Genomic DNA, 24,917 nt, shown 5'->3' with positions numbered 1-24,917 from the left:
ATTGAATTCACCAAATGGACTGAATAAGCGATTATTCTCATGGAGCATCGAAGAAATTCGACATGGTCAACTTTGGCCAGTGTCCATCGCTTTGACGTTAATTATTGCCTGTGTATTCGCGTTGTCAGCGTTGGCAGAGCGTATGGAGCAAGTCATTGTTAAACAGGGTAAGGATGCTTTAACAGCAGACAGTGTGTTTATCTCAGCAAATCCAATTCCACAACCTTTACTCGACCTCACTCAGGTTGAGCAGTTGGAAAGCTCTGAACTAACCCGTTTTTCCACCATGGCATTCAGTGATAACTCAATGCAGTTGGTGACGGTGAAAGCGGTTGAGAGTAACTATCCATTGCGCGGTGAAATGATATTGGAGGGCGCTAATGATGCGTCTCGTAATCATGTTGAACCGGGTGAGCTTTGGCTGGATGAACGTATATTTGCACAGCTAGAAGTTGAAATGGGTGACAATGTCACAATTGGTGATGCGGATTTAACAATAACAGGGCGCATCACTCAAGAGCCGGGGTTGAGCTTTAACCCATTTCAGCAAATGCCTGCGGTATTGATACACAAAAGTGATATCGATGCGACTGGTGCCATTCAACCGGGAAGCCGTGTGAGTTTCAGGCTATTTTTGAATGGTGATGATGACAAACTAAAAGCTGCACAAGACAGTATCGAGCTAACACCAAGTGATCGCTGGCGCACGCAAGATTCAGCAAGCCGCACCAACGAGATGTTTGAAAACACAACGCAATACCTGTCACTCACCGTCGCCATCGTCGTGATCATGGCTGCAACGACTTTAGTGCTCACTTGCCAGCACTACGTGGCGAGTCGTCGTAAAACCATCGCGATGCTAAAAAGTTTGGGGGCGAGCAAGCCGTGGATCATTAAATGGCTTTCGGTTCAGGTATCTCTATTAGTCGTGATTGGCGCCGTATTAGGTATTACGATAGGCATAGGTTTAGAATTTTTGCTTCGCATCCCACTAGGTGACTTATTGCCATCGCCACTTCCAAGCTATGGCATTGAGCCTGCTGTGTTAGCTATTCTATCAAGCATTTTAATAGGGGTGCCTGCATTAGGTATACCATTAATCGGCTTGGTCAACACATCGGCTATTAGTGTTATCCAATCAAGCCATAAGGCACACGACAGCTACAAAAAGTTCGCATTGTTGCTTGTGCCTATCGTTCCAATGATATTGATGTATGGCGACAATCTGTTGGTATGGATTGTCTTAGCCGGTATTGCGTGTCTGTTCTTAGTGTTAGCTATTGTAAGTACCGTTGTTCTGCGCCTGTTTAGCAAGTTACCAACTTCAACATCAATGCGCTTAGCGTTAAGCCGAATAAATCGTACACCATTGGCGACAGGTATTCAGTTTGGCTCTTTGGCACTCTCTTTAATGTTGTTATCTATTATTTGGCTGGTAAGAAGTGATTTGTTGTCAGATTGGCAACAAACGTTACCAGAAAATGCACCAAATGCTTTCGCGCTTAATATTGCTGATTATGAGAAAGAGAACTATCTAGCGACCATTGATTCGAATCAAGTAGAACGGACCCAAGCGTTTCCAATTATTCGAGGTCGACTCACGACGATCAACAAGGTAGAAGCGGCTAAATACAGTAATACGTCAGACAAGACCGATGCACTTCGACGTGAAATCAACTTCACTTGGGGCGATAGCTTGCCTGAGTACAATGAGGTACTCGAAGGAAGCTGGACACAAGAGCAGGGTGTGTCTGTTGAGTCTGAGGTTGCAAAAGAGCTCGGCTTACAAATTGGTGATGAACTTACATTTACGATAAACAGCCAAAATGTTGCAGCCAAGGTTAATAGCATACGAAAAGTCGAGTGGCGTGAAATGAAGCCAAACTTTTACTTCATATTTACTCCAGATGTATTGAGCTCGATTCCGTCAACTTGGTTAGTGAGCTTCAGACTCGAAGATAAACACAATCAGATGCTCAATGAACTATCTCGAAATCACCCAACAGTGAGTTTGATGGATATTCGTAAGATGGGCAGCAAAATCCAAGAACTGCTTAAACAGATTGTTTGGTCAATCACTGTACTTGCAGCGCTTGGTGTGGTTGCTGGACTGTTACTCATCTTCACACTGTTACGATTGAGCTTATCTCAAAGGCAGCAAGAAATTCGTTTGTATCGCACGTTAGGCGCGAGTAAGAAACGGATTCTGAATACGATTTGGTGCGAGTATGGGTTAATGGCATTAGTGGCGGGCTCTATCGCGGCGTTCGGTTCAGAGCTCAGCGTAGCGGGAGTGATGAGCTTTGGCTTCGAACTGCCCCCTTCGTTTCACCCCACGTTGTGGGCTGCTTTACCTGTGCTGACTTTTATAATGCTAGCCGCCGTAGTTAACAGCTTGATTAAACGTTTATTAGCCCCGGCAAGTAAGGACTTCAGCTAGACATACTGCTTACCACTGACACAACTTGTAAAATGGACTAATTGTGAATGTTTATACTTAGTCACAAACGAGTTATAGAAACCATCATTTGGTCTTTTTTATTTAACCAGCGAGTACCGTGAAAAGGAAATTTCACACTTTAAAATCATTGGTTTTCAGCATTTTTTAAAACTAATTGTGCAATTATGCCGATTTAATGAACAACGGTTAGTCCCTGTAAACAAAGGGTTTGCGCAACTTAGCAAGAACGTTATCAACAGTTATCCACAAAAACGGTGGATAACTTTAGGGATAAGTTAATACCTGTGTTTTAAGAGTACTGAGACAGCCTTTATGTGGCGTCACTTAGGGCAAATATGACTGTTAGAATAACCTTTAAAACTCTATCTGGGGTAATTGAGTCAAGAGGTTATTTATATTTTTTACATAGATATTAATTAACGCCAAGCTAAGACCTTGATAAAAATGTGTTTTAATTCATCGCAGAACAAAAGTAGAATAGCGTCAGTTAATCTTATTCTACAGAACACGATGAACCACAACAAAACGGATAAAAATCAAGCTTCTATTACCATTGTTGGTGGTGGTATTGCGGGGACAACAAGCGCTATTCACTTTAGTGAGTTGGGCTTTAATGTCACTATTTTGGAAAAAGGGCCGAGTTTAGTTAATGGCCCGCCAATTTGCCATTTACACGCTGGTGGCAATTTGTATCGAGATATTTCTGTAGAGCAATGTCTTCAATTGCTCATACAGTCAATTGATACTGTCCGCCTATTTCCTCACACGATCAATATTCGACCGACAGTCATTGCGGTTCCGCATAGTGATGGAGGGGAACCGATGGATCTTCTTCCTCGCCTTAAGGTGATTAAGGATGCTTATGCTGAGCTTGTTAAACAAGATAAAAGCAACCAAGTACTTGGTGATCCTGAAGAGTACTACAAGCTCTACAGCAAAGAAGATCTGTTAGAGATAGCTGAAAGAACTCAACCACTAAAACCAATGTCACTCGATGATTGGTGTATTCCTTTTGCTAAACATACTGATTTAGACACGCTCAAATATCCCGTCGCCATGGTTCAAGAGTATGGATGGAGTGTGTTTCGACTCTCTGCGACCGCTCAACTATCTTTAGGCCAGCAACCTAATTGTACGGTATTAACCAACAGTCGCTTAGAATCCGTTGAAGCTATAGAGCAAGGTTGGTCTTTGACTTATACAGACCATGAAAATCAAAGCCATATTTTAACAACCGACTATTTGATTAATGCGAGTGGTTTCGAAACCGGTATTGTTGATGACTTTGTCGGCTCCAAGCAGCAAAGGCTTGTTGAATTTAAAGCTGCGTACGTCACAGAGTGGCCTTACTCACAAGAATGTAAAGAAGAGTGGCCCGAGGTTATCTTCCATGGGCCGAGAGGCACACCGCAAGGCATGGCTCAATTAACGCCGTATGCTGACGGCGTGTTTCAACTCCACGGTATGACGGAAGGGATTACTCTGTTTGAGGGAGGGTTGGTTTCCTCTTCAACAAACTCATCACAACCGCTGTTGCCGTCTAAGCTGTTAAAGAAAATCGTATCAGGTTGGAGTGAAGAGCAGCTTGAATTGAGAACTCGCGCGGCAATTACCCATATGTCTCAATTCATTCCAAGTTTTAGCTCTGCACAGGTTGGCGGCAAACCTTTGTTCGGTGCACAACAAATACCAGGAACCGACCCTAGCCTTAGGGCGTCAGATGTTTCATTTTGTGGTGAGCGTTATGCTCGACTTGAAGTGGTTAAAGCGTCTTCAACATTAGAGGCCGCGCAAAAAGTTGCTGAGCAATGGTTTGATATGACTGAAGCCGTATCGATTGAAGACGCCCACTCCGTGACAATGTCACTCAATGTGAACGATATTGAAAACAGGGCGATAAGCTTGACCAAGGAGCGAGGTTATCCAGACGCGCTTGCTAAGGTCTCAGGACAAGAACACTGTTAAAAACGCTCTAATTCGCTTAATACCTAATACAAGATCTCAAAAAAACACAATCCAGCTTACGATTTACAGTAAGCTGGATTTTTTCAATTTAACGTCTTATTTGGCTATCTTAATCGAGGAGTATCCATCCAAAGATGTGTATCAATAACCAAAAAACTTCGCCCACTGACACCACAAATCTTGTAATCCCAATCGCTCGCCTTTACTAAAAGATATCTCATGGCCAGGTTTAGCTTGTGCTAAACGCGGTAAGTCGATTCTTGCAACGCAGCCAACCTTCGGATAACCACCAATAGTTTGTCTGTCATTGAGCAACACAATAGGCTGCCCATCTTGTGGGATTTGAATAGCACCAAGTGCAATGCCTTCAGACAGTAAGGAGCTATCAGGAGAAGTAACAGGTTTACCATTGAGTCTGTAGCCCATTCGATTCGAGTTTTGGTCAACGATATATTGGGCATTGTAAAAAGTCTCTTTTGCTGACTCTGTGAATAGCTCGTTCTGATAGCCTTCAATCACGCGTAAATTGACTGGCAAATTGTAATCGGGTTTGTAACGAAAGGTGACGCTCAGAGCCTTAAAAGGGGTAGAGAGGTCATGTTGAGTAAAACTTATCTTTTGGCCTTTTTGGCAAGGTTGCCCGTCTTGCGTGAGACCTCCAATTTTTTCACGTGTTACGGTAGAACAGCTATTGAGCGTAAGAGGAACGTCGAAGCCTCCCTTAACCGCTAAATATGCGCGTAGCCCGTTCTTAGGTAGTCCGAATGATAGCAGTTGTCCTTTAAAAGCTTGGAAAGAGCTCCAATTATCCAGCGGGCTACCGTCAAGTGTTGCTTGTAAATCCCCCCCACAGATTGCCATCTCGCAATCGAAGTCAACTTTTAAAACACATTGCCCAAGGGTTATTTCTAACGCAGCTTGGTTAACGGTATTTCCTAGCAGATAATTGGCCCAACTATAAGAGTAATCGTCAACAGGGCCACCTTGTGTAAGTCCGAGGTGAGCAATGCCAAAACGGCCAAAGTCTTGGATCAGACTCAATGGGCCGGGTTTGATTACGGTGAGGGTTGGATTAGCCTTTAACTTACTCATGAGCGCCACCTCCACTAATCTCCATAGACCTAAGCTCCATAAACTCCTGTTTTGATATCGATTTGAAACGCACACTGTCTCCGACATTAAGCAGGGATAATGGACCTGGTGTGATATCTGCCTTCTTCAATTGGCTATGGGAAAACAGCGACAATGGACAGTTTCCAATAATGTTCCAACCACCTGGTGAATCAGATGGGTAAACCGCGGTTTTGGAGTCTGCAATCGCGATGCTGCCTTTAGGAACGCTTAAACGTGGCGTTGAGTGACGAGGTAAAGCCAGTTCACTAACCACATCCGACATAAAAGCAAAACCGGGAATGAATCCTATCGCACTGACACTGTATGTCTCTGAGGTGTGATATTGGATGATATCGTCCAGAGATAAGCCTTTCTCTTGATATCTACCTAAATCGAGTGCTGTTTCAGATGCATAGTAAGCGGGGAGCTCAATAATATTCGTCGTGTCGGTGGTGTTTGAAAATAAGGGTAAGGCCTGAGTTAACAGTGAGCTTAGCTGGGTTATCAGCTGCTGTTCTGAAATTCGATAAGGTAGATAATCAACTAATATGGTGTGGTAAGCCGGTGTCACATTCATCAACACGGGCGTTAGATTCTGGCGAATAACATCAGAAAAGTGCGCCATATACTGAGCATCGATAGCACTAGAGTGAGGGTTTAAAGGTATTAGCGTAACGAGAACACTGCATTCAGCAACGGGCTCTATATTGAATTCAATCTGATTTTTCGTCATTTCCTTTCCATACATTTATTCCAACTTCCATGTTTAGAGCAGTATCAGCTTGTAAGTTGTTCTTAGCCAACGAGTAGAAATTTGCTCAAGTCACACTGGTATAAATTGAAAGCAGTGATATTAATTAAAAGCGTTGAGGTCTTGTCGGATTTTTCTAATTAATGCGATGGCTTGAGGGTTATCTCCGTGTACACAGATGGTATCAGCTTCAATAGGCAGTCGTTCCCCCTCAATTGTTGTGACGGAGCCATAGTTAATGATTTGCATGACTTGATTATAGATATCGTCTTGATGCACGTACACCGAGCCTTTTTGTGTGCGAGGTGCTAACTGCCCGTTGTTCAAGTAAGCTCGGTCTGCAAATGCCTCAAACAAAAGGGGTAAGTCATGATCATCAGCGATGTCTAAATATTGTTGATTGTCAGACGAAGAAAGAATCATGAGAGGGATATTAAATTCAGCCACCGCTTGAGCGACTGCATTAAAAACATCAGTGTTCGCCATCATATCGTTATAAAGGGCACCATGAGGTTTCACATATCCAACCGAGGTATGATGATAGCGGCAAAGGGCTTGTAAGGCCCCAACTTGGTAACATACTAACTCACTGATCTCATCCATAGTATGTGGAATGGAACGACGTCCAAATCCAACTAAATCTTGGTACCCTGGGTGAGCACCGATTTGAGTATGGTAGTGTTGAGCAAGTTTGATGGTTTTGGACATTACGTGTGGATCTGACGCATGAAAGCCACAAGCGATATTTGCCATATCGACCCATTCCATGACCGATTCATCATCACCCATTTTCCAATTGCCGAAGCTTTCTCCCATGTCACAATTAAGCAAAATCTTCGTTGTCACTTATGTAGTCCTTTTAAGTTGTGTTAGTTAGGAGCTGCCGACCTTAAAGACGTTCGTATAATTAGCACAATTAAACAGTGATTTAACTCAAAGTTTTAGCACTCCCACCCATTAACACCTCATTAATACAATATTAAAACTTCAATAAAAAATGTCAGGTCACACTAATAATAAAGTAGCGCATCCGGCTTGAAGGTAAATACTCTGAACTATTAAATAATTCTCTTACATAAGAAAGGCAAAGAGGCACGATCTCATTGAGGAAGTAACCGTGGTCTAAGGGGAGTAAGCTATCGAGCAAAACACATAAGAACGGTCAATTCGTGTTTTCTTATGAACATCAAAAGAGATCGAGGTTTGTGGCTTCGCTCTAAATTGCGGTATCATAGGCTATAAGTTGAATATTTCTAATAAAAAGGTCTACTAAACATGAATGTTTTAGTCACAGGTGGCATGGGCTACATTGGCAGCCATACAAGTATCCAGATGATTAACGCAGGAATGACGCCTGTACTTTTCGATAACTTGTACAACAGCAAGCCAAGCGTTCTTGATCGCATTGAGAAAGTATCTGGCGTTCGCCCTAATTTCATTGAAGGTGATATTCGCGATAAAGCACTTTTGACTGAAGCGATGAAGCAGAACAATATCGAAGCGGTTATCCATTTTGCAGGACTAAAAGCAGTAGGCGAATCGGTTGCTAAGCCTCTTGAATACTACGACAACAATGTGAACGGCACTTTAGTTCTTGTTGATGCGATGCGCGAAGCTAATGTAAAAACCTTAGTATTCAGTTCATCAGCAACGGTCTACGGCGATCCTGCTAGTGTGCCAATTACAGAAGACTTCCCAACAAGTGCGACTAACCCTTATGGCCGTAGCAAGCTAATGGTTGAAGAGTGCTTAACCGATTTCCAACAAGCGAATCCAGATTGGAGTATTACATTGCTGCGTTACTTTAACCCAGTAGGTTCACATCCAAGTGGCGAGTTAGGCGAAGACCCGCAAGGTACCCCAAACAACCTAATGCCATTTGTCTCTCAAGTTGCAGTAGGCCGACGTGAGTTCCTATCGGTATTTGGTAACGATTACCCAACAAAAGACGGTACTGGCGTTCGTGATTATATCCACGTTATGGATCTATCTGATGGACACATCGCAGCTCTTGAAAAAGTAGGGCGCAAAGCTGGTCTTCATATCTATAATCTTGGTACAGGCAACGGTTCAAGCGTACTAGATATGGTTAAAGCATTTGAAAAAGCGAGCGGTAAAGAAATCCCATACAAACTGGTTGAGCGCCGCCCTGGCGATATCGCAGAATGCTGGGCAGATCCGGCTAAAGCGCAGAAAGAACTAGGTTGGAATGCGACACGTACACTGAATGAAATGACCGAAGATACATGGCGCTGGCAGTCAACAAACCCTGATGGTTTCCCGGGCTAAACGAGTAGTTTTATGGTCAGTTAACATACAAAAAGATGCTTTAGGGCATCTTTTTTGATCTAACAAGAATAAAAAATGAACTTTTCGGTTAAAATGTATCATTCTGTATTTGTTGTGTTACTATACGCGCGAATTATATGTTTAATGTTAATTTTCCTTGGAGTTAATCATGGAACTAGGCCTAATTATCACTTTCATCATTGCTGCTACAGTAATGGTTAAGAAAGAAATGGCAGAAAAGTAAGACACAATTTCACTTATTCCTTTTTGATACAATTTTTAGTGAAATAGATAAAAGCCAGCATTAAGCTGGCTTTTTAGTTTCTGCAATTTGAGTTTGTAACAAATTAAAATTCGTATTTAGCTGAGATGCCGTAGTTTCTTTCCGCTTGCGAGTTTTCTTTGTAAAGCTCATCATCTCCGCGAATGTCGTTCCAACGGTAGTACTCTTCATTAGTTAAGTTAAACACGCCACCACGAATAGTCAGATCTTTGATCGGCTTATAGTAAGCTGTTAAGTCAACAACCGTGGCACTTGGAAGCTCAGCTTGACCAGCGTTACCGCCACTTTTGTCATCGAAGTTGATGTCTGAAGCAGACTTGTCAGCCGTGTAGTTTAACTTAAGGCTAGTACCCCAATTTTGGGTTGGCGCATCGTAGTTAAGACCTAATACAGCATTCCAAGGGTTCACACTATTTAACGCATTTCCGTTTCCGTCTTCACCTTCTGTGTATGATGCAACGAAGTGTGTCGAAATACCTTCAGGCGCGCCTACCAAAACATCCCAAAGTAACGTGTTCGAGAACTCAATCCCCTTAATCGTTGCCGAATCTAAGTTAACGTTAGAATAGTGCGTTGTTCCGCCAACCTTTTTCGTAACCACTGTCTCGATAAAATCATCGTAGTCACTGTAGTAAGCCGCAATTTCAGATGATGAAGCTTGAGTATTATGACGGTAGCCTAACTCGTAAGAGATACTGGTTTCTGACTTCAGATCTGGATTTGAATCATTTACGTAGCCGTGTCCAGGGTTGTCATAGGTGTAGTAAAGCTCATCAAAAGAAGGAGCTCTAAAGCCTTGACTGATTTGGCCGAAAATAGTGCCTGTATCTGTCAGTTTGTATGTTGAACCTAAACGACCTGTTACTGCGGAATCAGAGAAATCTGCCAACGATTCGGTAGTGATGGTTCCTGGATCCGTTGAGAAGTAATCAAAACGAACACCTGGAGTAACAACCAGCCTGTCATTCATTAAGCTAATTTCATCTTGAACAAACAAACCGAATTTTTGCTCTTTAGCATCAGGAGTGTATACATAAAGCTGATCATCAGTCGCTGGATCAGAGTTGTACTCCATATTGGTGTTACTAATGTCACTATGTGTATAAGTCGCACCATACACTAGGTAATGGTTGTCAATTTCTTTATCTAATTGCGTTTCTATCTCACGTTTATCTTCTGTGTATTCATAATCTTTTGTTTGAAGATTATCGTTGTTAGCAGGTACGTAAGGTGGAAATCCAGGACCAGCTGGTTTAAAGCGCTTCGTTACACCATTCTCTTCTTTAGAAATGTACGATATTTTGCTCGTCACGGTATCGGCAATTGCGCTATCAGCGAACCAAATATGTTTAATAGCGAATCGATTTTGCGTTGTGTCATCAGCACCTGTATAGCTATCGTAACTTGAGTGGTAGATGTCAGAGTCTGAAGTATCTTTGATTAGCTCAGCTAAAAACTCGATACGATGACTTTCGTTTAACTGGTATTGTAACTTAACCAAAAGATTATTTGCTGAGGTATCTTGACCTTCAACAGCGTAGTTTTCTAAGTCGTTAGGGTTGCGGAAGTTTTGCAACTCTTCACCATCTCGACGCGTGTAAGCTACCAATGTTTCTAGGTCGCCAAATCGATTCGCTAACGCAACATGTTCGCTAAAAGAGTTGTCTTCCGAAGAGTAAGATAGTTTAGCTTGACCACCAAAATCTTCGCCATCTTTTAAGAAATCAGAAGGGTCTTTAGTTTCGAAAGCAACAACGCCGCCAATAGCGTCACTTCCGTGTAGACTTGAAGCAGCGCCTTTGATGATTTCGACGCTTTTTAACATGTCGGGATCGATTGAAATACCACTAGAGTTAATAAATGCATAAGGGCCACCATCAAATGAACCTGGTTGCGATGAACCATCGACCAAAATCTTAACGCGTTTGCCTTCCATGCCACGAATATTAATAGTCTGGGCGCCTTGGCGAGAGCTCGAGTTCATCGTCACACCTGGAGTGTATTCGAAGATTTCATTAACATCTTTTGCCATGTTCTCTTCAATTTGCTTATCAGAGATGACAGTAACAGAAGCCGCTGTATTGATAAGTGTTTGATTCGTACGAGTTGCCGATACAACAACCTCGTCAAATAGGGCATAATCTTCAGCAAAGGCTGAGGTTGATGAAAGCGCTAAAATGATTGAAGCAGAGAGTAGGGATTGCTTATACATCTGATAGTTACCTTAATTCCATAGTATTATCTTGATTTGCGAAAGATAATATTGGATCTAAATGATAATTACTATTATTTGCATTTAATTAATTTTTATTTTTATCAACTGATTCATAATCAACATTCTTAAACATCTGTATTAAAAAGACTTTTACAGTTCCATTCACGTGGCGAATGCTTCTGTTTTTGTGACTAAAGTCTCATTTGTAAAGTAGGAAAGCTATGCATAGCCCAATAACACTTGAAGCATTACACATATTAGATGCCATAGAGCGACGTGGAAGTTTCGCCGCTGCGGCAAATGAAATGGATAGAGCCCCTTCATCACTCAGCTATCAAATTCAAAAGCTAGAGCAAGACTTAGACATCATGATTTTTGATCGATCCGGCCACCGTGCAAACTTCACAGAAGCGGGGCAATTGATATTAGAACAAGGCAGAGTGATTCTTGGTGCGACGGAAAAATTAGTAAACGAAGCCAGTATTCTTGCAAATGGTTGGGAGCTCGACTTAACAATAGCCTTTGATGGTATTATTCCGGTTGCTAATTTCTTCCCACTCGTGGATGAACTAGGAAAAATCAGTAAGACACGCGTTCGATTACAAGAAGAGATCCTTGCCGGTTGTTGGGAATCACTGACCGATGACCGCGCAGATTTACTGGTTTGCCCAAAAGTCGACACTATTCCAAATGACATGAAAAGTGACGTAATTGGTAAAATGGAAATGGTTTGGGTAGCGTCATCAAAACACTACGTTCACAAACGTTCAGGTGAATTTGACCAGAAGGCAAGAGAAAGTTACAGGGTAATTGCAATTGCGGATACAGCCCGTGATCAACCAGCATTAAGTATCAATATTTTAGAAAAACAACCGCGATTAACCGTGACAAGCTTTTCTGCAAAAGTAGAAGCGTTAACCACTGGTTTAGGTATTGGTACTTTACCAAGTAGTGTTGCTGAACCTTTGATCGAGTCTGGCGTTCTACAGAAAATTTCAGGGACTGAGCCACAACCTATCGATATCGTGATGGCTTGGCGACGCAACAAAATGGGCGACGCCAAATCTTGGTGTATTCAGCACCTTAAAAAGACATGGTCACTCAAATAGCGGCAACACCATATCTGCAGTACCATCTTCAAAACTGATATCTAGCTTAAAACCGAGTTTTCGAGCTAGTGTCAACATTCCTCTGTTCGTTGGCATCGTCATCCCAGACATTTGCTTAGTCTGTTTTGCTCGGCAGTAATCGATTACCTTAGTCATCAAAATCCGACCTAAGCCGGCGCCTTTCAGATCAGAGCGTATCAGTATTGCAAACTCAGCGTCTGTGTTCTCTGGGTTAATCAAAGCTCTGGAAACACCGATGATCGCAGGAAGGCCTTGCTCTTTACGCACAACAACAAATGCAATTTCTCTATCAAAATCGATCTGAGTAAAATTCGCCAATGCCTCGTGATTGAACTCACCGACATCACTAAAGAAGCGTTTATAAAGATCTTCTTTGGAGACCCGGTTAATAAAGTCTGCGTGAAGCGGCTCATCTTCCGGAAGGATAGGGCGTAGCAGCACCTCAGTACCGTCTCTCAACTGTATTGTCTCTTCAAGTTCAACTGGGTATGGGCGAATCGCGAGTCTTTCTTGCGGATCTCCCTCATACGCTTTCAAAATAATATCGGCGTCCAATATAGTGAACTTGTCTCCATTGGCAAGCACTGGATGAATATCCAAATCATGTATCTCAGGACAATTAACCACCATTTGAGATATACGAACTAATAGTTCAGAAAGCCCCTCAATATCGATCGGGTTAGGCAACTTTTGCAGGCGAATCTTGCCACTCTTTATCGCTCGAATAATCAAGTATCGAGCCAGTGTCATGTTAAGCGGTGGGAATGCAGCTGCCGCATCAATGGATTCATCCCATTCAGATCCACCTTGACCAAGCAGAATAATTGGTCCAAAGGTTTCATCGGTTGTTACTTTCACGCGTAGCTCTTGACCACCTGCGAGCTTGGCCATTCCTTGAATCAACAAACCATGAATATGAGCGGTAGGGAACGACAATTGCGATCGATCGAGAATCGCTTGAGCTGCATTTGCTACCTCACTGCTGTTTCGCAGATTGAGCATCACACCTTGTACATCTGACTTATGTGCGATGTCTGGTGAACGGAGTTTTACTGCAACGGGATAACCAATCGTTTCTGCAATATGTACCGCCTCGCTTGGGTCCGAAGCGATCCAAGTCGGAAGAACATCCAAATTGAAGTGTCTAAAAAATTGGCTGTTTTGATGGGTATCAAGACTAACTGTATCTTTATCCAGTAGTTGGCGTTTAATCCAATTCTTCGCATCTGCCAAGTCTTCAATGTGTACTTTTTCTGCAGTCGTTGGGGTTTCCATTAACTGACGTTGGTTGCGTCGGTACTCGACCAAGTGCATGAAGGCAACCACAGAACTTTCTGGCGTTCGATAGGTAGGAATTCCCGCTTCAGTAAACAGCTTTCTCGCGGGCCGTGCTGTTAATTCGCCAGACCAATTAGTTAAGATATTGAATCGTTTGTGGCGAGGGTGCTTCTTGATCACTTCAATAATTCGTTCCGCTGTTTGAGCGGAATGCGCGACAGCAGAAGGGCTGTGCATGATAAGAATGGCATCAGCTTCGTCACCATCAAGCAGTATGTTGATAGTATCGATATAACGCTGATCGCCGGCATCACCAACAATATCTATAGGATTGCTATGGGACCAACTCGCTGGCAAAACTCTGCTTAATCTATCAAGTGTTTCATCGGATAATTCTGCTAACTTACCGCCACGATCAAAAAGCGTGTCTACAGCCATAATCGCAGGGCCTCCACCATTAGTGACAATAGCGAGACGCTCACCACGCAGTGGCACCGAGTGAGTCAGTGTCTCTACCGCGGCAAACAACTCATGTAAGTTCTTAACTCTCAGCATGCCACTGCGTCGGATTGCCGAATCGTAAATAATGTCTAGAGTGTCCGCACCGCCTGTGTGTGCCATAGCAGCCGCTCTTCCTTTCGCTGTTCGACCGCCTTTTAATACTAGGATTCGTCGGTTACGCGACGCTGCACGTGCTGCAGAGATAAAGCGCCTTGCATCCGTAATGCTGTCAATGTAAAGCAAGATCGCTTCGGTGTGAGAATCGGTACTCAGATAATCTAAAAGCTCTGAGAATTCAATATCACTGCCATTACCAATGGAGATAAACGCAGAGAAACCAATCTGCTTGTCGTTCGCCCAATCAAGAATAGTGGTACAAACTGCTGCAGACTGGGAAACAAACGCAATTTTTCCGGGAAGCGCAGTAACGGGAGAGAAAGAGGCATTTAAGTTTAGCCATGGAACAATAATCCCTAAGCTGTTTGAACCGAGCACGCGAATATTGTGTTTTTTGGCAATCGCTAGGCATCTTTCATCAAATGTCTCACCATTATCGCTTAGCTGTTGCATGTCGGAGGAAAGTACAATTACTGACGCGATGCCTTTCTCGGCCAATTCTTCAAAAATGGCGACGTTGCGTTTCGCATTCGTACACAAAATCGCAAGGTCTGGAACGATAGGTAGGGATAGAATTTTCTTATAAGAGAGTACGCCAGCCACTGAGTCGTATTTCGGTGTAACTGGCATCACCGCACCTTTAAAATCCCCGTGCAACAAATTATTCATAACAATATAGCCCGCACGCGTTTCTCGTTGCGAAGCGCCAACAACAGCGATAGAGCGGGGTTTAAGTAGGGGATCAAGATGATTCATAGACATATCCTAGCAATGCACGTAAGTTCATCGTAACTTACTTTTCACTGATAGGTTGATGGCAAATTCACCGAATTCAGATGAATAAGCAGACACTGCATAAAGTTTGTGAAATAGGTCACCTACTAATGGTGTATAATCTCAAAGTTAACTTGATTCTAAACCGACGTATCGGCATGATTTATAGTAATTATTATTAAGGACATAGAGCTTTCCATGAAAAAAATTGCAATTGCGACTTTGCCTCTGCTCTTGGCTGCATGTGTATCTGAAAACTACATTACGGATGTGACTTCAGATAGCTATCAAGAAGAGTACAAAACAGCCAAAGTTGAAGCTCCAGTTGTATCTCAATCTGAGCAAGCAGTCGTTGTAGAAGAGAACGTTGTTAACGTTATCAGAACAGAACCTGTCACCCAAACAACTAAGGTTAAGCCAGTTACAAGCGTGACGGGGCCAACGAAAAAACAACAAGACATGAATCAACGCTTTGGCTATACGGTTCAAGTTGTTGCTGTTGGCAGCCAAAGTAAAGTCGACTCTTTCGTGAAAATGCTACCACCGACTTCTCAACCAGTTTGGGAAAACTACAAAATGGTTAACGGTACTAAGTGGTTCACCGTACTTTACGGTGACTACGCAACACGCTTAGAAGCCAAAAAGGCGATTTCAAAACTGCCAACCACTTTTCAAAACTTAAAGCCGTTCGTTAAAAGCATTGATGACATCAAGAATTCTGAATACCCAACGCTTAACAAGTTAAACTAAGTTTTGATTCATAAAAGAGGGAGCAAATGCTCCTTCTTTTGTTTTAAGACTATCGGTTTTGTTTAATAGTTAATCGCTCGATCTTTCGGATGCAATTTTAACAATCAAAACACTGTACCTATCTCGACTTTTGTTTATCATTGAAGTCAGTACTCCTAGTTTCAAGGACCGATTTTACCCATGAGCACCACAAACATTCTTCTACTTTGCGGCGGTGGATCTTCAGAGCATGAAGTGTCTTTAGTTTCAGCTAATTACCTTTTTGAACAACTCAATAGCGTTGCAGATTTTAACGTTTTAAGAGTTGAGATTAAGAGTGAAGGCTGGTGTATTGATTCCGGTGAATTAGTTTACCTTGATATTAATGAGCAAACTCTACGTGGCGACAATATAGAATCAAAAGTCGACTTTATTGTGCCGTGTATTCATGGTTTCCCAGGTGAAACGGGTGATATTCAGTCACTGTTTGAAATGGCTAAACTTCCATACCTAGGTTGTGGCTCTGAAGCAAGCAACAACAGCTTCAACAAAATCACATCAAAACTTTGGTATGACGCACTTGGTATTCCAAATACACCATACTTATTCTTATCTGACAACACGGAACAAGCTCACTCACAAGCGACTCAAGCTTTTGAAAAGTGGGGGAAAGTGTTCGTGAAGGCTGCACGTCAAGGCTCTTCCGTTGGCTGTTATCAAGTGAACCAAGTAGAAGACTTAAACGAAGCCATCAACAAAGCGTTTACGTTCTCAGATCAAGTACTTGTTGAGAAGTCAGTCGTACCACGAGAACTAGAAGTCGCTGCCTATCAAATCGACGGTGAGTTACACATTAGCAAGCCGGGCGAGGTGATAGCACCAAATGGCGCATTTTACTCTTATGAAGAAAAGTACAGTGCAGACAGCCACTCAGTCACTGAAGTTGAAGCAAGTAATCTGACTGATGAACAATGTGAATTAATCGCAGACAGTGCACGCAAAGTTTTCACTCAAATGAAGCTACGTCACTTATCTCGAATTGATTTTTTCTTAACCCAAGACAACGAAATCTACCTGAACGAAGTAAATACTTTTCCAGGTATGACTCCAATTTCCATGTTCCCTAAAATGGTGGAGCATAATGGACACAAGTTTAGTCAATTCTTGGAGAACTGCGTTAGAACGAGCCTTGCTTAGTTTATCGAATCGTTATTTCTGTTTTTGACCCTGACAACATAATGCCTTGAGCTTTTCTGCCAAGGCATTATTGTTTTTTAGAAGCCGATATTTTTAACGCCGACGATGCCACTAGTTTACTGGCTTGACGACAAAAGTTTATTGCCACGGTATTAAGGCTTTGAATTTCATTTTCTCCTTCTCCGCTGTGCCCGTATACCCCACATATTGCGCAGGCATGGCAGGGCTGAGCCAACGACCAAAATCCTGAATTTCTTTTACCTTAAGACCTTGTTTAGAAAGCTCTTGTGCAGCACCAACACGAATCGAGTTACCTGAGAAATGGTGGTTTTCCGCCAGTTGTAGTAAATCGCTTGCTCTGCGCAGGATTCGATAGATAGACGAATCGTCCAAAGGTTGACGTCCAATGTTTTCATGCTTGTCTATTGCACGGAACACAGGTAAATCCTCTTGTACCCCAGCATACGAAAGCCAACGCTCAAGTGCGACACTCGCGACTTGTGAAAGCTGGTATACAGAATTTTTAATAATGATCTGATAATCACTATCGGTGCTCTCAACATCGGCGGTTGATAACAGCTTAAGTTCTGAACGCTTTAAAGCACACTCGAACATCACATTATAAATGGCAATGTCACGAATCTCTTTTAAGTTGGCCTTGTCATGCGAAAGCAATATGTTCAATTCAGTGAGGTGTGCGGACGTCATGGCGTTGGTTTGCTTAGCATCACCGGCCATTCTGGCTTGCAAGTGGAGTAGAGTAAAGCGAACTTGTCGGTGCTTGATAGGGTTGGCGAAACCAAGCACAATGTGCAATAAACTAAGCGTTGCAGTGTAACGTTTTAGAGATGCATATTTTCTGTCGTTGGATTCAGTCTCTAAAAAACGACGAATAGCCGTAACAGATGCTGGAAGTGTATTGATACGGTTTTTAGTACAAAACGCGTGGTAGCGATTCCAGTCACTGTAGATGCCTAAGAGTGAATTACGCGAGTATTGGTATCCTGTTAATTCATCTATAATTTCAATTGACACATTACTGTTCAACTTTTCAACAAACAAATTAACTGTCACAGAATCAGATAAAATAGGGACTTTTTTTCTCAAATTACCGTACCTTAACAGGTGTTTTTACCATATTATGCTTGATATCATTAAAAGTATACTTATGATTAATATAGTGAAAACAAAAAGATGATCAATAGATATGGCTAATTCAATTTACCGGAGCGTCCATCTTCAATCGATAGATGCTAATCACACGGTCTGGCGTGCGAAGTTAAAAAACAATGTTATTCAAGGTAACCTAGCTGCTGTTAAGAAAAGTATTGATTGGTGGATTGAAACCGCATCTATTATTGATCCAAAAGAATTCACAGCATTAAATAAGTCGAGAGGAACTGGTGGCTCAACTGAAAACTTCAACGGTTACCAAATCAAGAATGACACCGGTGAGCCTAATGCGTGGTATTGCATGTTTAACGGACGCCTAATTAAGGGCGGAAAAATTGCAATTCAACGTCATATAGAAGCTTACTTACTCGCAAAACAAAAAGCAGAGCAACAAAAGAAGTAAATTATGAGCCTAGTATATTCAACAGAAACAGGTCGTATTGAGCCTGAAGAAGAGAAAGTCCAACGTCCTAAAGGCGATGGTATCGTTCGAATCCAAAAAGAAACTAAAGGCCGTAAAGGCAAAGGTGTTTCTGTCGTAACTGGCTTAGACCTAGATGACGCACCATTAAAACTAATGGCAGCAGAGCTCAAAAAAGTTTGCGGCTGCGGTGGCTCAGTAAAAGATGACAACATAGAAATTCAAGGGGACGCGCGCGACAAGATCAAAGCGCACCTTGAAAAGAAAGGCTACAAAGTTAAATTTGCTGGCGGCTAATCTCTAACTAATACCAGGGTTAAAATCGAAGATTATTATCACTGGTTATTATATATTTTATGGTAAATAGCCAATATGGTTAAATACACAGTATAAATTAGAGACTATCGACACAATACAAAGGCAGGGCATCACACAAAGAGTCCTGCCTTATAAACACCAAAACCAATTTAACATAACGTACATAATACGCACTGAGCTAGTGCTTCTTGAGTAGGCATCATCCATAACGCCAAACCACCACAAGCCATTGAAATTCCTGATAATCCTAGCCCGTCAAACTTTTTTGCCATGTGTTCCCATAGCTGCTTAATCTCTGGATTTTCGTTGCGGTCAGCGTGCAAACCTATCAACGCGATCTGTGGGTCTAACTTTGCTTTCTCCGCTAAAAAAACCGCCTGTGAATCAGTAAGATAGCGACGACCTTTGCGGAAATCACTGATTCTTTGTTGAGGTATATTCATATCGTGCGCTATTTGTTTGTCTTGTACGTAATTTTGAGCCTGTTTATAGGCGTCTAACAGTTTATTTTGGTACATGGCAAATCCTCCGTTTCTTCAATCATAGCTTATTGCTAACCATTTTTGGTGTCTTGCAGTAACCAAATCTGGTGTATATGCTTCTCTCCGATAACCAAATTTGGTTAATCAAATTTGACTGTCTAGGTCTGGGCTGTTTGCCCTTGACGCTTATAGCTCGGCTTAGATGGTCACTCCAATTCTCAATAATCAGTCAAGGTGGTTGTTATGGTTAATGTTTTATTAGTGTCTGGGTGTTTTCCTCGTTACTTCGCAGGTTTTGGTACCTCGGCTCATGGTAAGCCCTTTGTGATTACTACAGCTCAACATTTTCACAGTAAATTCCTCTCTGAATCAGATGCTCACAGCATTGTTGAACGTTTACAAAGCTCTTGGCCTTTAGCTCAAGTCTCTTATGTTGTGAGCGATTAATCATGGATTCTATCTACTTCGACAACGAACCCAATCACGGCATCAACGCCTATTTCCCTTGGGGTCATAACTTTTTCAAAACTCCGCGTGAGTTCTTCCAATTCATGGAGGTTCACTACGGCATGGTGTCATTTGAGGTTGTTGAAATCACTGACGAGAACTACCAAGAGCTTTTGGTCAAAGGTGTTTTCCATGCCATCTAAAAAACCACATAAGTTTCATGATGAGATTCGTCCGGTTCAAGTGGATCACCTAGCCTTTTCGTTTTCGTATAGCTCGCTTAGACACTTGGACAACTCAAACGAACAAGACTTTATCAACATGCAGTTTCCTGAGTTTAAAAAGAAAAGCGTCAACGGTCGCCTTAACTCACCAGAAGCGATAGAGAAATCAATTGAGTCACACCGTAACAAATGTCGCAAGGTTTTGGCTGATAGGTTTGATGAGTTCATGTCTAAGATCTTTAACTTCCGTCTATCGCCTATGCGTGGCCGTGGCTTACATGGCTATGAAGATTCAATGGTCATTTACGATTCTACGGGAACGGTTGAATGCGGCTTGGTCGGTGTTGGCGGAAATAACGATACGGTTTACGTGCAAATCAATGGTACAGGTTGCGCTAAGTTGTTCGAGTTCACCAATCACAAAAAAGTGCACTGGTGGTTGTCACTGTTGGGTATCACTCGCCTCGCCCGTTTAGACCTTTGTGTGGATGACTACACCGGAATTTTTGACTGTAAGTATGCCGAGAAATGTTTTTATGAAGGAGCATTTCGCACTGCTTCTCGTGGTCGTGGTCCGACAATGGTTCCTCATAAGCGCGTTTCACAATCCGGTGAATTATCAGAGGAAGCCGTTCTTGTTGGCTCTCGTACCTCTGCAATCTACTGGCGTGTGTACAACAAGAAGTTCGAGCAAAACATCGCTGACCCTGAAGTAATTTGGTACCGCAATGAAGTGGAATTGAAGAAGTGCGATTTGGCACTACTCGCCTCGCCTGCTTCGGCCTTTGCTGGTCTGTGTGATTTCTCGGCCAGTATCGACCCTGCTGAACCAATGAAGATTGAGCTTAACAAAAAGAAAGCAGGTCTAGAGTTTTTCGCTCGTATCGCTTGGGTTCGTCGCCAATGTGGCAAAGCTCTATCTGAAGTTGTTGCTATGACTGAGGGTGATTTGGGTGAAGCCTTTGGCATGCTCATTCCGACTCATCATAGACGCGCCAACTTTGAAACCTCGTTGGGTGTTCCTGACGAATACACTAAACAGAAAATCGAAATTTTGGAGTCAAGAATATGCCTACAATAACTGGTATTGCTATCAAGCGTTTCCCTAAATCAAACATGGAGTTCGCGGAGCTGTCTGTCCTACGTGCTGTGGAAGAAGTCGACAACGAGAAGTTTCAGCAAACCGGAATCGGTTTCTCAACGGATATCCCTTACAACAAGCAAGCTCTGAAAATTGATGTGGCTTACGCTCGTCAACTTATCCAATCACGCGCTTTTGTTGCTAATCGCGACTATGAATTGAGCTTTGGTGCTAACCCAAATGATCCACTTGATATCTTGGTAAACAAGCTTGTTCCTGTCGATGAAGAAATTAAAAAGCACTTCGATAACTTCATGAAAGCTAAGTAATTAGGTCTAGGTGCTATGTCTATTTGCGTGACTGTTATTGATGGGATTTTGCAACAATCGTCTGGTGATGTTTGTGAATATGTCTTGGTCTCTAAAGAGCAGTTAACGCACTTGGTTGATGGTCAATTTGATTGGTCATTACTTGAATTCGACAAATCTCTTTATGAGTTCGTCGTACAACAAAGCTTAATCACGTTCATTGGTGGACATGTGTTAGGCCGAGTATTAAAACACTTTCGTTAATCCATTTAGGAAAATTATTATGTTGAAATTACGTCAATTGGTTAGCAATAAAATTCTTGTTGCTTCTGTCGCTCTTACTTCTGGCTCTGCGTTCGCTGAAGGTAGTGCAAATGAAGCCGCTATTACTTCTGCAGTCGAAGCAGGTAAAGGTATGGTCAGCCTTACCACTTCCGGTGTAATTGGTATTGCTGCTCTTGGTTTTGGTTTGGGTATGGTTGTCGCTTGGCTCCGTAAGTAATGATTGCCTCCGTTGTTCTTGGCTCTCTAATGTGTGCCTCATTTCTTTATGGGGTTTATACCGGAGTCATAGCAGGTTGATTGATTGGGAGCTTCGGCTCCCTTTTTTTATAGGCGATATTTATGATTATTAAAAAGAACATAGTTTTGTTTTTATTATTGATGGGTTCTTCTTTTAGTACTTATGCAGCCCCTATTTGTAAATTGAAATATATAGATGCAAAGTATCGCAGTTTAGGTTACGAGTTCGGCCAAATTGTTGATATTGGAAAGGTTAGGGAACCCTATTACAAACTTGAGTATGGTACGTGTTATTTTGTATATAAAAGACAACCTGCTTTTGGTGGTGAATTTGCAACGTGTCCTTCTGATAAAATAATAAATCCTACTACTGGTGTTTGTGAAGACTCTTGTAAACAAATGGAAGGTAATCAGCTTGGCAGTGTTTCTTTTCCTGAAGGTACGCGTGACGTTGTAAATATTTGTCGTAATTCTTGCCGTGCTAAGTCTGATATGTTTTTCCCTGCTGCAACTCCTCCATATGGCATCTTTACCTATACGGGTGAATCATGTGATGGTTCGGAAACTGGCGGTGGTGATACTGACGGTGGTGATACTGGCGGTGGTGATACTGGCGGTGGTGATACTGGCGGTGGTGATACTGACGGTGGTGATACTGGCGGTGGTGATACTGGCGGTGGTGATACTGGTGGTGGTGATACTGGTGGTACAGATTCTAATAATCGTGATGGTCTTACCAAAGGAGATATTAAAGATGTACTTCAAGATGTCTTTGGAAAATCAGAGTCGTTCACTGCTCCAGGTCAAGGTAATGGTTTTGCTGCTGACACAGTACTCACTACGTCACTTGATGATCTGAAAACTGAAATTGATGAACTAGAAGAAACACTTGAAAGCAAGCTTAAACAATCCCCTCTGAAACTCGGTCAAATGTCATTCTCTGACGGCTCATACGAGTCTACAACGTTCTCTTTGAGTCGATGGGATGTTGACGTCGGGTTTAATTTGTTCAGTTCTTTAGGCTCTTCCAATACCAATATGATTCGCACCGTTATCTTATTTCTTGCCACTCTACTAGCTGGCTTTATCTTGCTTTCTTCTGGTCGCTCTAAGGTTTAAATTATGGAATATTTCTACAGCGCGCTTGATTACATTGTTAGTGTCTTCGGTAGTATTTACGATTTCTTTGCATCTATACCTGAATTGATTCTTCAAGCATTCTCTTATGCTTGGTTCTGGTTCATTAAGCTCTATATTTCGATAAAAATCCAAATGCTAGAAATGGCCTATAACGTGGCCTCTTTGCTGCTTTCTGAATATGAGGTCTACACGGTGTTGAACATGGCCTTTAACAAGCTTCCCTCAGACTTGCGTTATGCCTGTTATCAATTCGGTATTGTTGATTCAGTTCGAATTGTTGTTGATGCGTTTGCTACGGCATTTGTGCTTAGAATTATGGGGTGGTGATATGGCTGTTTCCTTTCGTCATGGCTCTAACGGGGCTTATAAAACCGCTTATGTTACATGGTTCGAAATCCTCCCTGCTTTGCGTGAGGGTCGTATAGTTGTTACGAACGTTGAGGGCTTGAAGCCTAAAGAATCTATCGAGGAATTGTTAGGTGAGAAATTTCCCGATTCTGCTCGGTTGATTCGAATCTTTTCACGATCTTCTGAGGGGGTGATGCTTTGGCAAAATTGGTTTAACTGGATGCCTATTGGGGCATTTGTTGTTATTGATGAGTGTCAGGATTTGTATTGTTCTGAGGCCGGATTTAAACGCGAGAAGTTTCTAAAAAAACCGTTTTCAGATTTCGTAGATTATTTACCTAAAGACTTTTCAGAACTGTTTTATTCTCGTTGGCTTCCGGTTGACCCTGATTCGTTTGAAGTGGGTGACGTTGATGATTGTGAACGAACCCAACTCGATGAAAATAACAGACTGCTCTACCCGTTCGACTTCTATGGTGCCTTCATGCGACATAGAAAATACCAATGGGATATTGTCATGCTTACACCTGATTACACTGCAATCCCCACTTGGTTAAAAGGGTGTGCCGGTGAAGCTTATTCTCACCGTTCAACGGATACGTTCTTTCGAAGTCGTAAGCCTAGGATTTTTAACCATCCGCCTAAATCCACTAAGACAGCTCCTTCTACTAAGGCCGACATGGCCAGTAGTACAACCAAGAAAATTCCTGTCGATGTCTTCGCGCTTTATCAGTCGACAGGAACCGGAGGCTTTAACGCTACTAAGTCTGATATTTCAATTTTGAAATCTCCAAAATTCATTCTTGCGATACTTATCGGTGTCGTGGCCATTGGCAAATTTCTATGGGATTTATCTTATGTACTATCTGATTCTGATGTGGGTGAAGTTCAAACGGTTGATTCGCCAGCTGCCGTTCCCGACTCGGCTACTCTATCCAATTCGACTAACGTTCCAGTACCTAAAAATGTTCCTATCGAAGATGGGGAAAGTTCTGTTCGGGTGGGTTCTAGCAATGCTACTTCTCAAGCTTCTTTTGAAAACCTTCCTGATGCTGTGAATCCTTTCTTTGATGCTTTTCCCGTATTCAACGGCTCTACAGCGGTCTATCTTACGTCAGTAAGTAGAACGGTTTATCCAAAGGGCTTTGGTGAGTATTCAGACTTTGTATTTAGAATAGATAAAGGTGTAGACACCTTTTATATACGCTCGGCTGTATTGAACCGCTACGGCTACCGCTTCGAATTGATTGATGATTGCTTGATTCAAGTCCGCTCTAAATCAGTAACAAGGGTCTTAACGTGTCCACCTACATCCAGTGGCGTTGCTATCGCGTCTGAAAGTAACGACTTGATGGGTGGTAGAGTTGAAGACGTTCAAAGGTCTGTTGATATCTTCAGCATGTGACGAATGACATACTTGAACGGTGGTATGTCAAAAAATGACATACTCGCCCCGCAGGGATAAGAGAGTGCGGAGCGCGAACGAGGCACCGAGCCACACTGTAGAGGTTATTAGTACGTTGACGTCAACTGGCGAGTGTTTCTAACTGACCATGCTCAATCTAAGTAGCGCCAAGCCTCCTCCTGCCAGAATCGCCCTTTCAGAGCCTCACAACATCAGTGGGGCTTTTTGCTACTGCAACCCACCTT

At 42.4% G+C, this 24,917-nt stretch carries 24 protein-coding genes; 17 read left to right on the top strand and 7 right to left on the bottom strand.

Annotated features, from left to right (window positions below):
- The first annotated feature begins 1 nt into the window (after nt 1).
- Nucleotides 2-2,440: an ABC transporter permease gene (locus OCV24_RS19220; RefSeq protein ID WP_150877190.1), complete on the top strand. Its 2,439-nt coding sequence runs from the start codon at nt 2-4 to the stop codon at nt 2,438-2,440.
- Between the two features lie 531 nt (nt 2,441-2,971).
- On the top strand, nt 2,972-4,426 hold the full coding sequence (locus OCV24_RS19215; RefSeq protein ID WP_017058299.1) for an FAD-dependent oxidoreductase: 1,455 nt from the start codon (nt 2,972-2,974) through the stop codon (nt 4,424-4,426).
- Between the two features lie 141 nt (nt 4,427-4,567).
- Here OCV24_RS19215 and OCV24_RS19210 read toward each other — a convergent pair whose 3' ends face one another.
- The 3 genes from OCV24_RS19210 to OCV24_RS19200 all read right to left on the bottom strand — a co-directional run bounded on the left by OCV24_RS19210 (nt 4,568) and on the right by OCV24_RS19200 (nt 7,136).
- Entirely contained in the window at nt 4,568-5,518 is a 951-nt protein-coding gene (locus OCV24_RS19210; RefSeq protein ID WP_102508654.1) for a 5-oxoprolinase subunit C family protein, read from the bottom strand.
- Complete coding sequence (locus OCV24_RS19205) at nt 5,511-6,272, bottom strand: 5-oxoprolinase subunit B family protein (RefSeq protein ID WP_136980346.1); 762 nt, start codon at nt 6,270-6,272, stop codon at nt 5,511-5,513. The genes OCV24_RS19210 and OCV24_RS19205 overlap by 8 nt, the downstream gene beginning before the upstream one ends.
- A 120-nt stretch (nt 6,273-6,392) precedes the next feature.
- Nucleotides 6,393-7,136: a 5-oxoprolinase subunit PxpA gene (locus tag OCV24_RS19200; protein ID WP_017058296.1), complete on the bottom strand. Its 744-nt coding sequence runs from the start codon at nt 7,134-7,136 to the stop codon at nt 6,393-6,395.
- A gap of 429 nt (nt 7,137-7,565) precedes the next feature.
- Between OCV24_RS19200 and galE the strand changes: the two genes are divergently transcribed.
- Nucleotides 7,566-8,579 (top strand): UDP-glucose 4-epimerase GalE, encoded by a 1,014-nt coding sequence (gene galE, locus OCV24_RS19195; protein ID WP_136997799.1) that lies wholly within the window; start codon nt 7,566-7,568, stop codon nt 8,577-8,579.
- A 347-nt stretch (nt 8,580-8,926) separates the two neighbouring features.
- Here the strand turns inward: galE and OCV24_RS19190 are convergent, their stop codons facing one another.
- Complete coding sequence (locus OCV24_RS19190; protein WP_150877192.1) at nt 8,927-11,074, bottom strand: TonB-dependent hemoglobin/transferrin/lactoferrin family receptor; 2,148 nt, start codon at nt 11,072-11,074, stop codon at nt 8,927-8,929.
- A 224-nt stretch (nt 11,075-11,298) separates the two neighbouring features.
- Between OCV24_RS19190 and OCV24_RS19185 the strand changes: the two genes are divergently transcribed.
- Nucleotides 11,299-12,186, top strand: a complete 888-nt coding sequence (locus OCV24_RS19185; RefSeq protein ID WP_017058293.1) for a LysR family transcriptional regulator — start codon at nt 11,299-11,301, stop codon at nt 12,184-12,186.
- Here OCV24_RS19185 and OCV24_RS19180 read toward each other — a convergent pair.
- Nucleotides 12,175-14,859: a bifunctional acetate--CoA ligase family protein/GNAT family N-acetyltransferase gene (locus OCV24_RS19180; RefSeq protein ID WP_150877194.1), complete on the bottom strand. Its 2,685-nt coding sequence runs from the start codon at nt 14,857-14,859 to the stop codon at nt 12,175-12,177. The two genes, OCV24_RS19185 and OCV24_RS19180, sit on opposite strands and share 12 nt — an antisense overlap.
- Before the next feature lie 216 nt (nt 14,860-15,075).
- Between OCV24_RS19180 and OCV24_RS19175 the strand changes: the two genes are divergently transcribed.
- Together OCV24_RS19175 and OCV24_RS19170 are read left to right on the top strand one after the other, a co-directional pair.
- Nucleotides 15,076-15,627, top strand: coding sequence for an SPOR domain-containing protein (locus OCV24_RS19175; RefSeq protein WP_017058291.1), 552 nt, complete (start codon nt 15,076-15,078; stop codon nt 15,625-15,627).
- A gap of 180 nt (nt 15,628-15,807) precedes the next feature.
- Nucleotides 15,808-16,803 (top strand): D-alanine--D-alanine ligase, encoded by a 996-nt coding sequence (locus OCV24_RS19170; RefSeq protein WP_102506616.1) that lies wholly within the window; start codon nt 15,808-15,810, stop codon nt 16,801-16,803.
- 138 nt (nt 16,804-16,941) lie between these two features.
- On the opposite strand, the gene OCV24_RS19165 is transcribed toward OCV24_RS19170, so the two are convergent.
- Complete coding sequence (locus OCV24_RS19165; RefSeq protein WP_146443570.1) at nt 16,942-17,910, bottom strand: tyrosine-type recombinase/integrase; 969 nt, start codon at nt 17,908-17,910, stop codon at nt 16,942-16,944.
- Nucleotides 17,911-18,010: 100 nt separating this feature from the next.
- Between OCV24_RS19165 and OCV24_RS19160 the strand changes: the two genes are divergently transcribed.
- A complete protein-coding gene (locus tag OCV24_RS19160; protein WP_017058288.1) occupies nt 18,011-18,379 on the top strand; it encodes a DUF3319 domain-containing protein in 369 nt (122 codons plus the stop codon).
- Nucleotides 18,380-18,382: 3 nt separating this feature from the next.
- On the top strand, nt 18,383-18,694 hold the full coding sequence (yciH, locus tag OCV24_RS19155; protein WP_150877196.1) for a stress response translation initiation inhibitor YciH: 312 nt from the start codon (nt 18,383-18,385) through the stop codon (nt 18,692-18,694).
- 170 nt (nt 18,695-18,864) lie between these two features.
- On the opposite strand, the gene OCV24_RS19150 is transcribed toward yciH, so the two are convergent.
- Nucleotides 18,865-19,233, bottom strand: coding sequence for a DUF3693 domain-containing protein (locus OCV24_RS19150; protein WP_150877198.1), 369 nt, complete (start codon nt 19,231-19,233; stop codon nt 18,865-18,867).
- Nucleotides 19,234-19,440: 207 nt separating this feature from the next.
- Here OCV24_RS19150 and OCV24_RS19145 point away from each other — a divergent pair, with 207 nt between their 5' ends.
- The 9 genes from OCV24_RS19145 to OCV24_RS19105 all read left to right on the top strand — a co-directional run bounded on the left by OCV24_RS19145 (nt 19,441) and on the right by OCV24_RS19105 (nt 24,672).
- Nucleotides 19,441-19,644, top strand: coding sequence for a hypothetical protein (locus OCV24_RS19145; protein WP_150877200.1), 204 nt, complete (start codon nt 19,441-19,443; stop codon nt 19,642-19,644).
- Between the two features lie 2 nt (nt 19,645-19,646).
- Entirely contained in the window at nt 19,647-19,847 is a 201-nt protein-coding gene (locus tag OCV24_RS19140) for a hypothetical protein (RefSeq protein ID WP_136980373.1), read from the top strand.
- Complete coding sequence (locus OCV24_RS19135; RefSeq protein ID WP_150877202.1) at nt 19,837-20,949, top strand: replication initiation factor domain-containing protein; 1,113 nt, start codon at nt 19,837-19,839, stop codon at nt 20,947-20,949. Before OCV24_RS19140 ends, OCV24_RS19135 begins: the two co-directional genes overlap by 11 nt.
- Nucleotides 20,937-21,278 (top strand): DUF1293 family protein, encoded by a 342-nt coding sequence (locus tag OCV24_RS19130; protein WP_046209393.1) that lies wholly within the window; start codon nt 20,937-20,939, stop codon nt 21,276-21,278. The genes OCV24_RS19135 and OCV24_RS19130 overlap by 13 nt, the downstream gene beginning before the upstream one ends.
- A 15-nt stretch (nt 21,279-21,293) precedes the next feature.
- Nucleotides 21,294-21,521: a hypothetical protein gene (locus OCV24_RS19125; RefSeq protein WP_061033427.1), complete on the top strand. Its 228-nt coding sequence runs from the start codon at nt 21,294-21,296 to the stop codon at nt 21,519-21,521.
- A gap of 19 nt (nt 21,522-21,540) precedes the next feature.
- Nucleotides 21,541-21,759, top strand: a complete 219-nt coding sequence (locus OCV24_RS19120; RefSeq protein ID WP_150877204.1) for a hypothetical protein — start codon at nt 21,541-21,543, stop codon at nt 21,757-21,759.
- Between the two features lie 122 nt (nt 21,760-21,881).
- Nucleotides 21,882-22,898, top strand: a complete 1,017-nt coding sequence (locus OCV24_RS19115; protein WP_261878790.1) for a hypothetical protein — start codon at nt 21,882-21,884, stop codon at nt 22,896-22,898.
- Nucleotides 22,899-22,901: 3 nt separating this feature from the next.
- Nucleotides 22,902-23,246 carry a hypothetical protein gene (locus OCV24_RS19110; protein WP_150877208.1) on the top strand — a complete coding sequence of 115 codons (345 nt, stop codon included), beginning with the start codon at nt 22,902-22,904 and terminating at the stop codon, nt 23,244-23,246.
- A gap of 1 nt (nt 23,247) precedes the next feature.
- A complete protein-coding gene (locus OCV24_RS19105; RefSeq protein WP_150877210.1) occupies nt 23,248-24,672 on the top strand; it encodes a zonular occludens toxin domain-containing protein in 1,425 nt (474 codons plus the stop codon).
- Nucleotides 24,673-24,917: the final 245 nt, after the last annotated feature.

The sequence above is a fragment of the Vibrio kanaloae genome (assembly GCF_024347535.1).
GTDB lineage: Bacteria > Pseudomonadota > Gammaproteobacteria > Enterobacterales > Vibrionaceae > Vibrio > Vibrio kanaloae.
Note: the sequence above shows the minus strand (reverse complement) of the source record. Positions and strands in the feature narration are given on the sequence as shown.

Bases quoted from the DNA above. Each gene is read 5' to 3' on its own strand.
- OCV24_RS19180 (WP_150877194.1), bottom strand. From the start codon at position 14,859: ATGAATCATCTTGATCCCCTACTTAAACCCCGCTCTATCGCTGTTGTT.
- OCV24_RS19205 (WP_136980346.1), bottom strand. From the start codon at position 6,272: ATGACGAAAAATCAGATTGAATTCAATATAGAGCCCGTTGCTGAATGC.
- OCV24_RS19145 (WP_150877200.1), top strand. From the start codon at position 19,441: ATGGTTAATGTTTTATTAGTGTCTGGGTGTTTTCCTCGTTACTTCGCA.
- yciH (WP_150877196.1), top strand. From the start codon at position 18,383: ATGAGCCTAGTATATTCAACAGAAACAGGTCGTATTGAGCCTGAAGAA.
- OCV24_RS19175 (WP_017058291.1), top strand. From the start codon at position 15,076: ATGAAAAAAATTGCAATTGCGACTTTGCCTCTGCTCTTGGCTGCATGT.
- OCV24_RS19130 (WP_046209393.1), top strand. From the start codon at position 20,937: ATGCCTACAATAACTGGTATTGCTATCAAGCGTTTCCCTAAATCAAAC.
- OCV24_RS19120 (WP_150877204.1), top strand. From the start codon at position 21,541: ATGTTGAAATTACGTCAATTGGTTAGCAATAAAATTCTTGTTGCTTCT.
- OCV24_RS19140 (WP_136980373.1), top strand. From the start codon at position 19,647: ATGGATTCTATCTACTTCGACAACGAACCCAATCACGGCATCAACGCC.
- OCV24_RS19210 (WP_102508654.1), bottom strand. From the start codon at position 5,518: ATGAGTAAGTTAAAGGCTAATCCAACCCTCACCGTAATCAAACCCGGC.
- galE (WP_136997799.1), top strand. From the start codon at position 7,566: ATGAATGTTTTAGTCACAGGTGGCATGGGCTACATTGGCAGCCATACA.
- OCV24_RS19160 (WP_017058288.1), top strand. From the start codon at position 18,011: ATGGCTAATTCAATTTACCGGAGCGTCCATCTTCAATCGATAGATGCT.
- OCV24_RS19170 (WP_102506616.1), top strand. From the start codon at position 15,808: ATGAGCACCACAAACATTCTTCTACTTTGCGGCGGTGGATCTTCAGAG.
- OCV24_RS19150 (WP_150877198.1), bottom strand. From the start codon at position 19,233: ATGTACCAAAATAAACTGTTAGACGCCTATAAACAGGCTCAAAATTAC.
- OCV24_RS19135 (WP_150877202.1), top strand. From the start codon at position 19,837: ATGCCATCTAAAAAACCACATAAGTTTCATGATGAGATTCGTCCGGTT.
- OCV24_RS19110 (WP_150877208.1), top strand. From the start codon at position 22,902: ATGGAATATTTCTACAGCGCGCTTGATTACATTGTTAGTGTCTTCGGT.
- OCV24_RS19115 (WP_261878790.1), top strand. From the start codon at position 21,882: ATGATTATTAAAAAGAACATAGTTTTGTTTTTATTATTGATGGGTTCT.
- OCV24_RS19190 (WP_150877192.1), bottom strand. From the start codon at position 11,074: ATGTATAAGCAATCCCTACTCTCTGCTTCAATCATTTTAGCGCTTTCA.
- OCV24_RS19215 (WP_017058299.1), top strand. From the start codon at position 2,972: ATGAACCACAACAAAACGGATAAAAATCAAGCTTCTATTACCATTGTT.
- OCV24_RS19185 (WP_017058293.1), top strand. From the start codon at position 11,299: ATGCATAGCCCAATAACACTTGAAGCATTACACATATTAGATGCCATA.
- OCV24_RS19105 (WP_150877210.1), top strand. From the start codon at position 23,248: ATGGCTGTTTCCTTTCGTCATGGCTCTAACGGGGCTTATAAAACCGCT.
- OCV24_RS19125 (WP_061033427.1), top strand. From the start codon at position 21,294: ATGTCTATTTGCGTGACTGTTATTGATGGGATTTTGCAACAATCGTCT.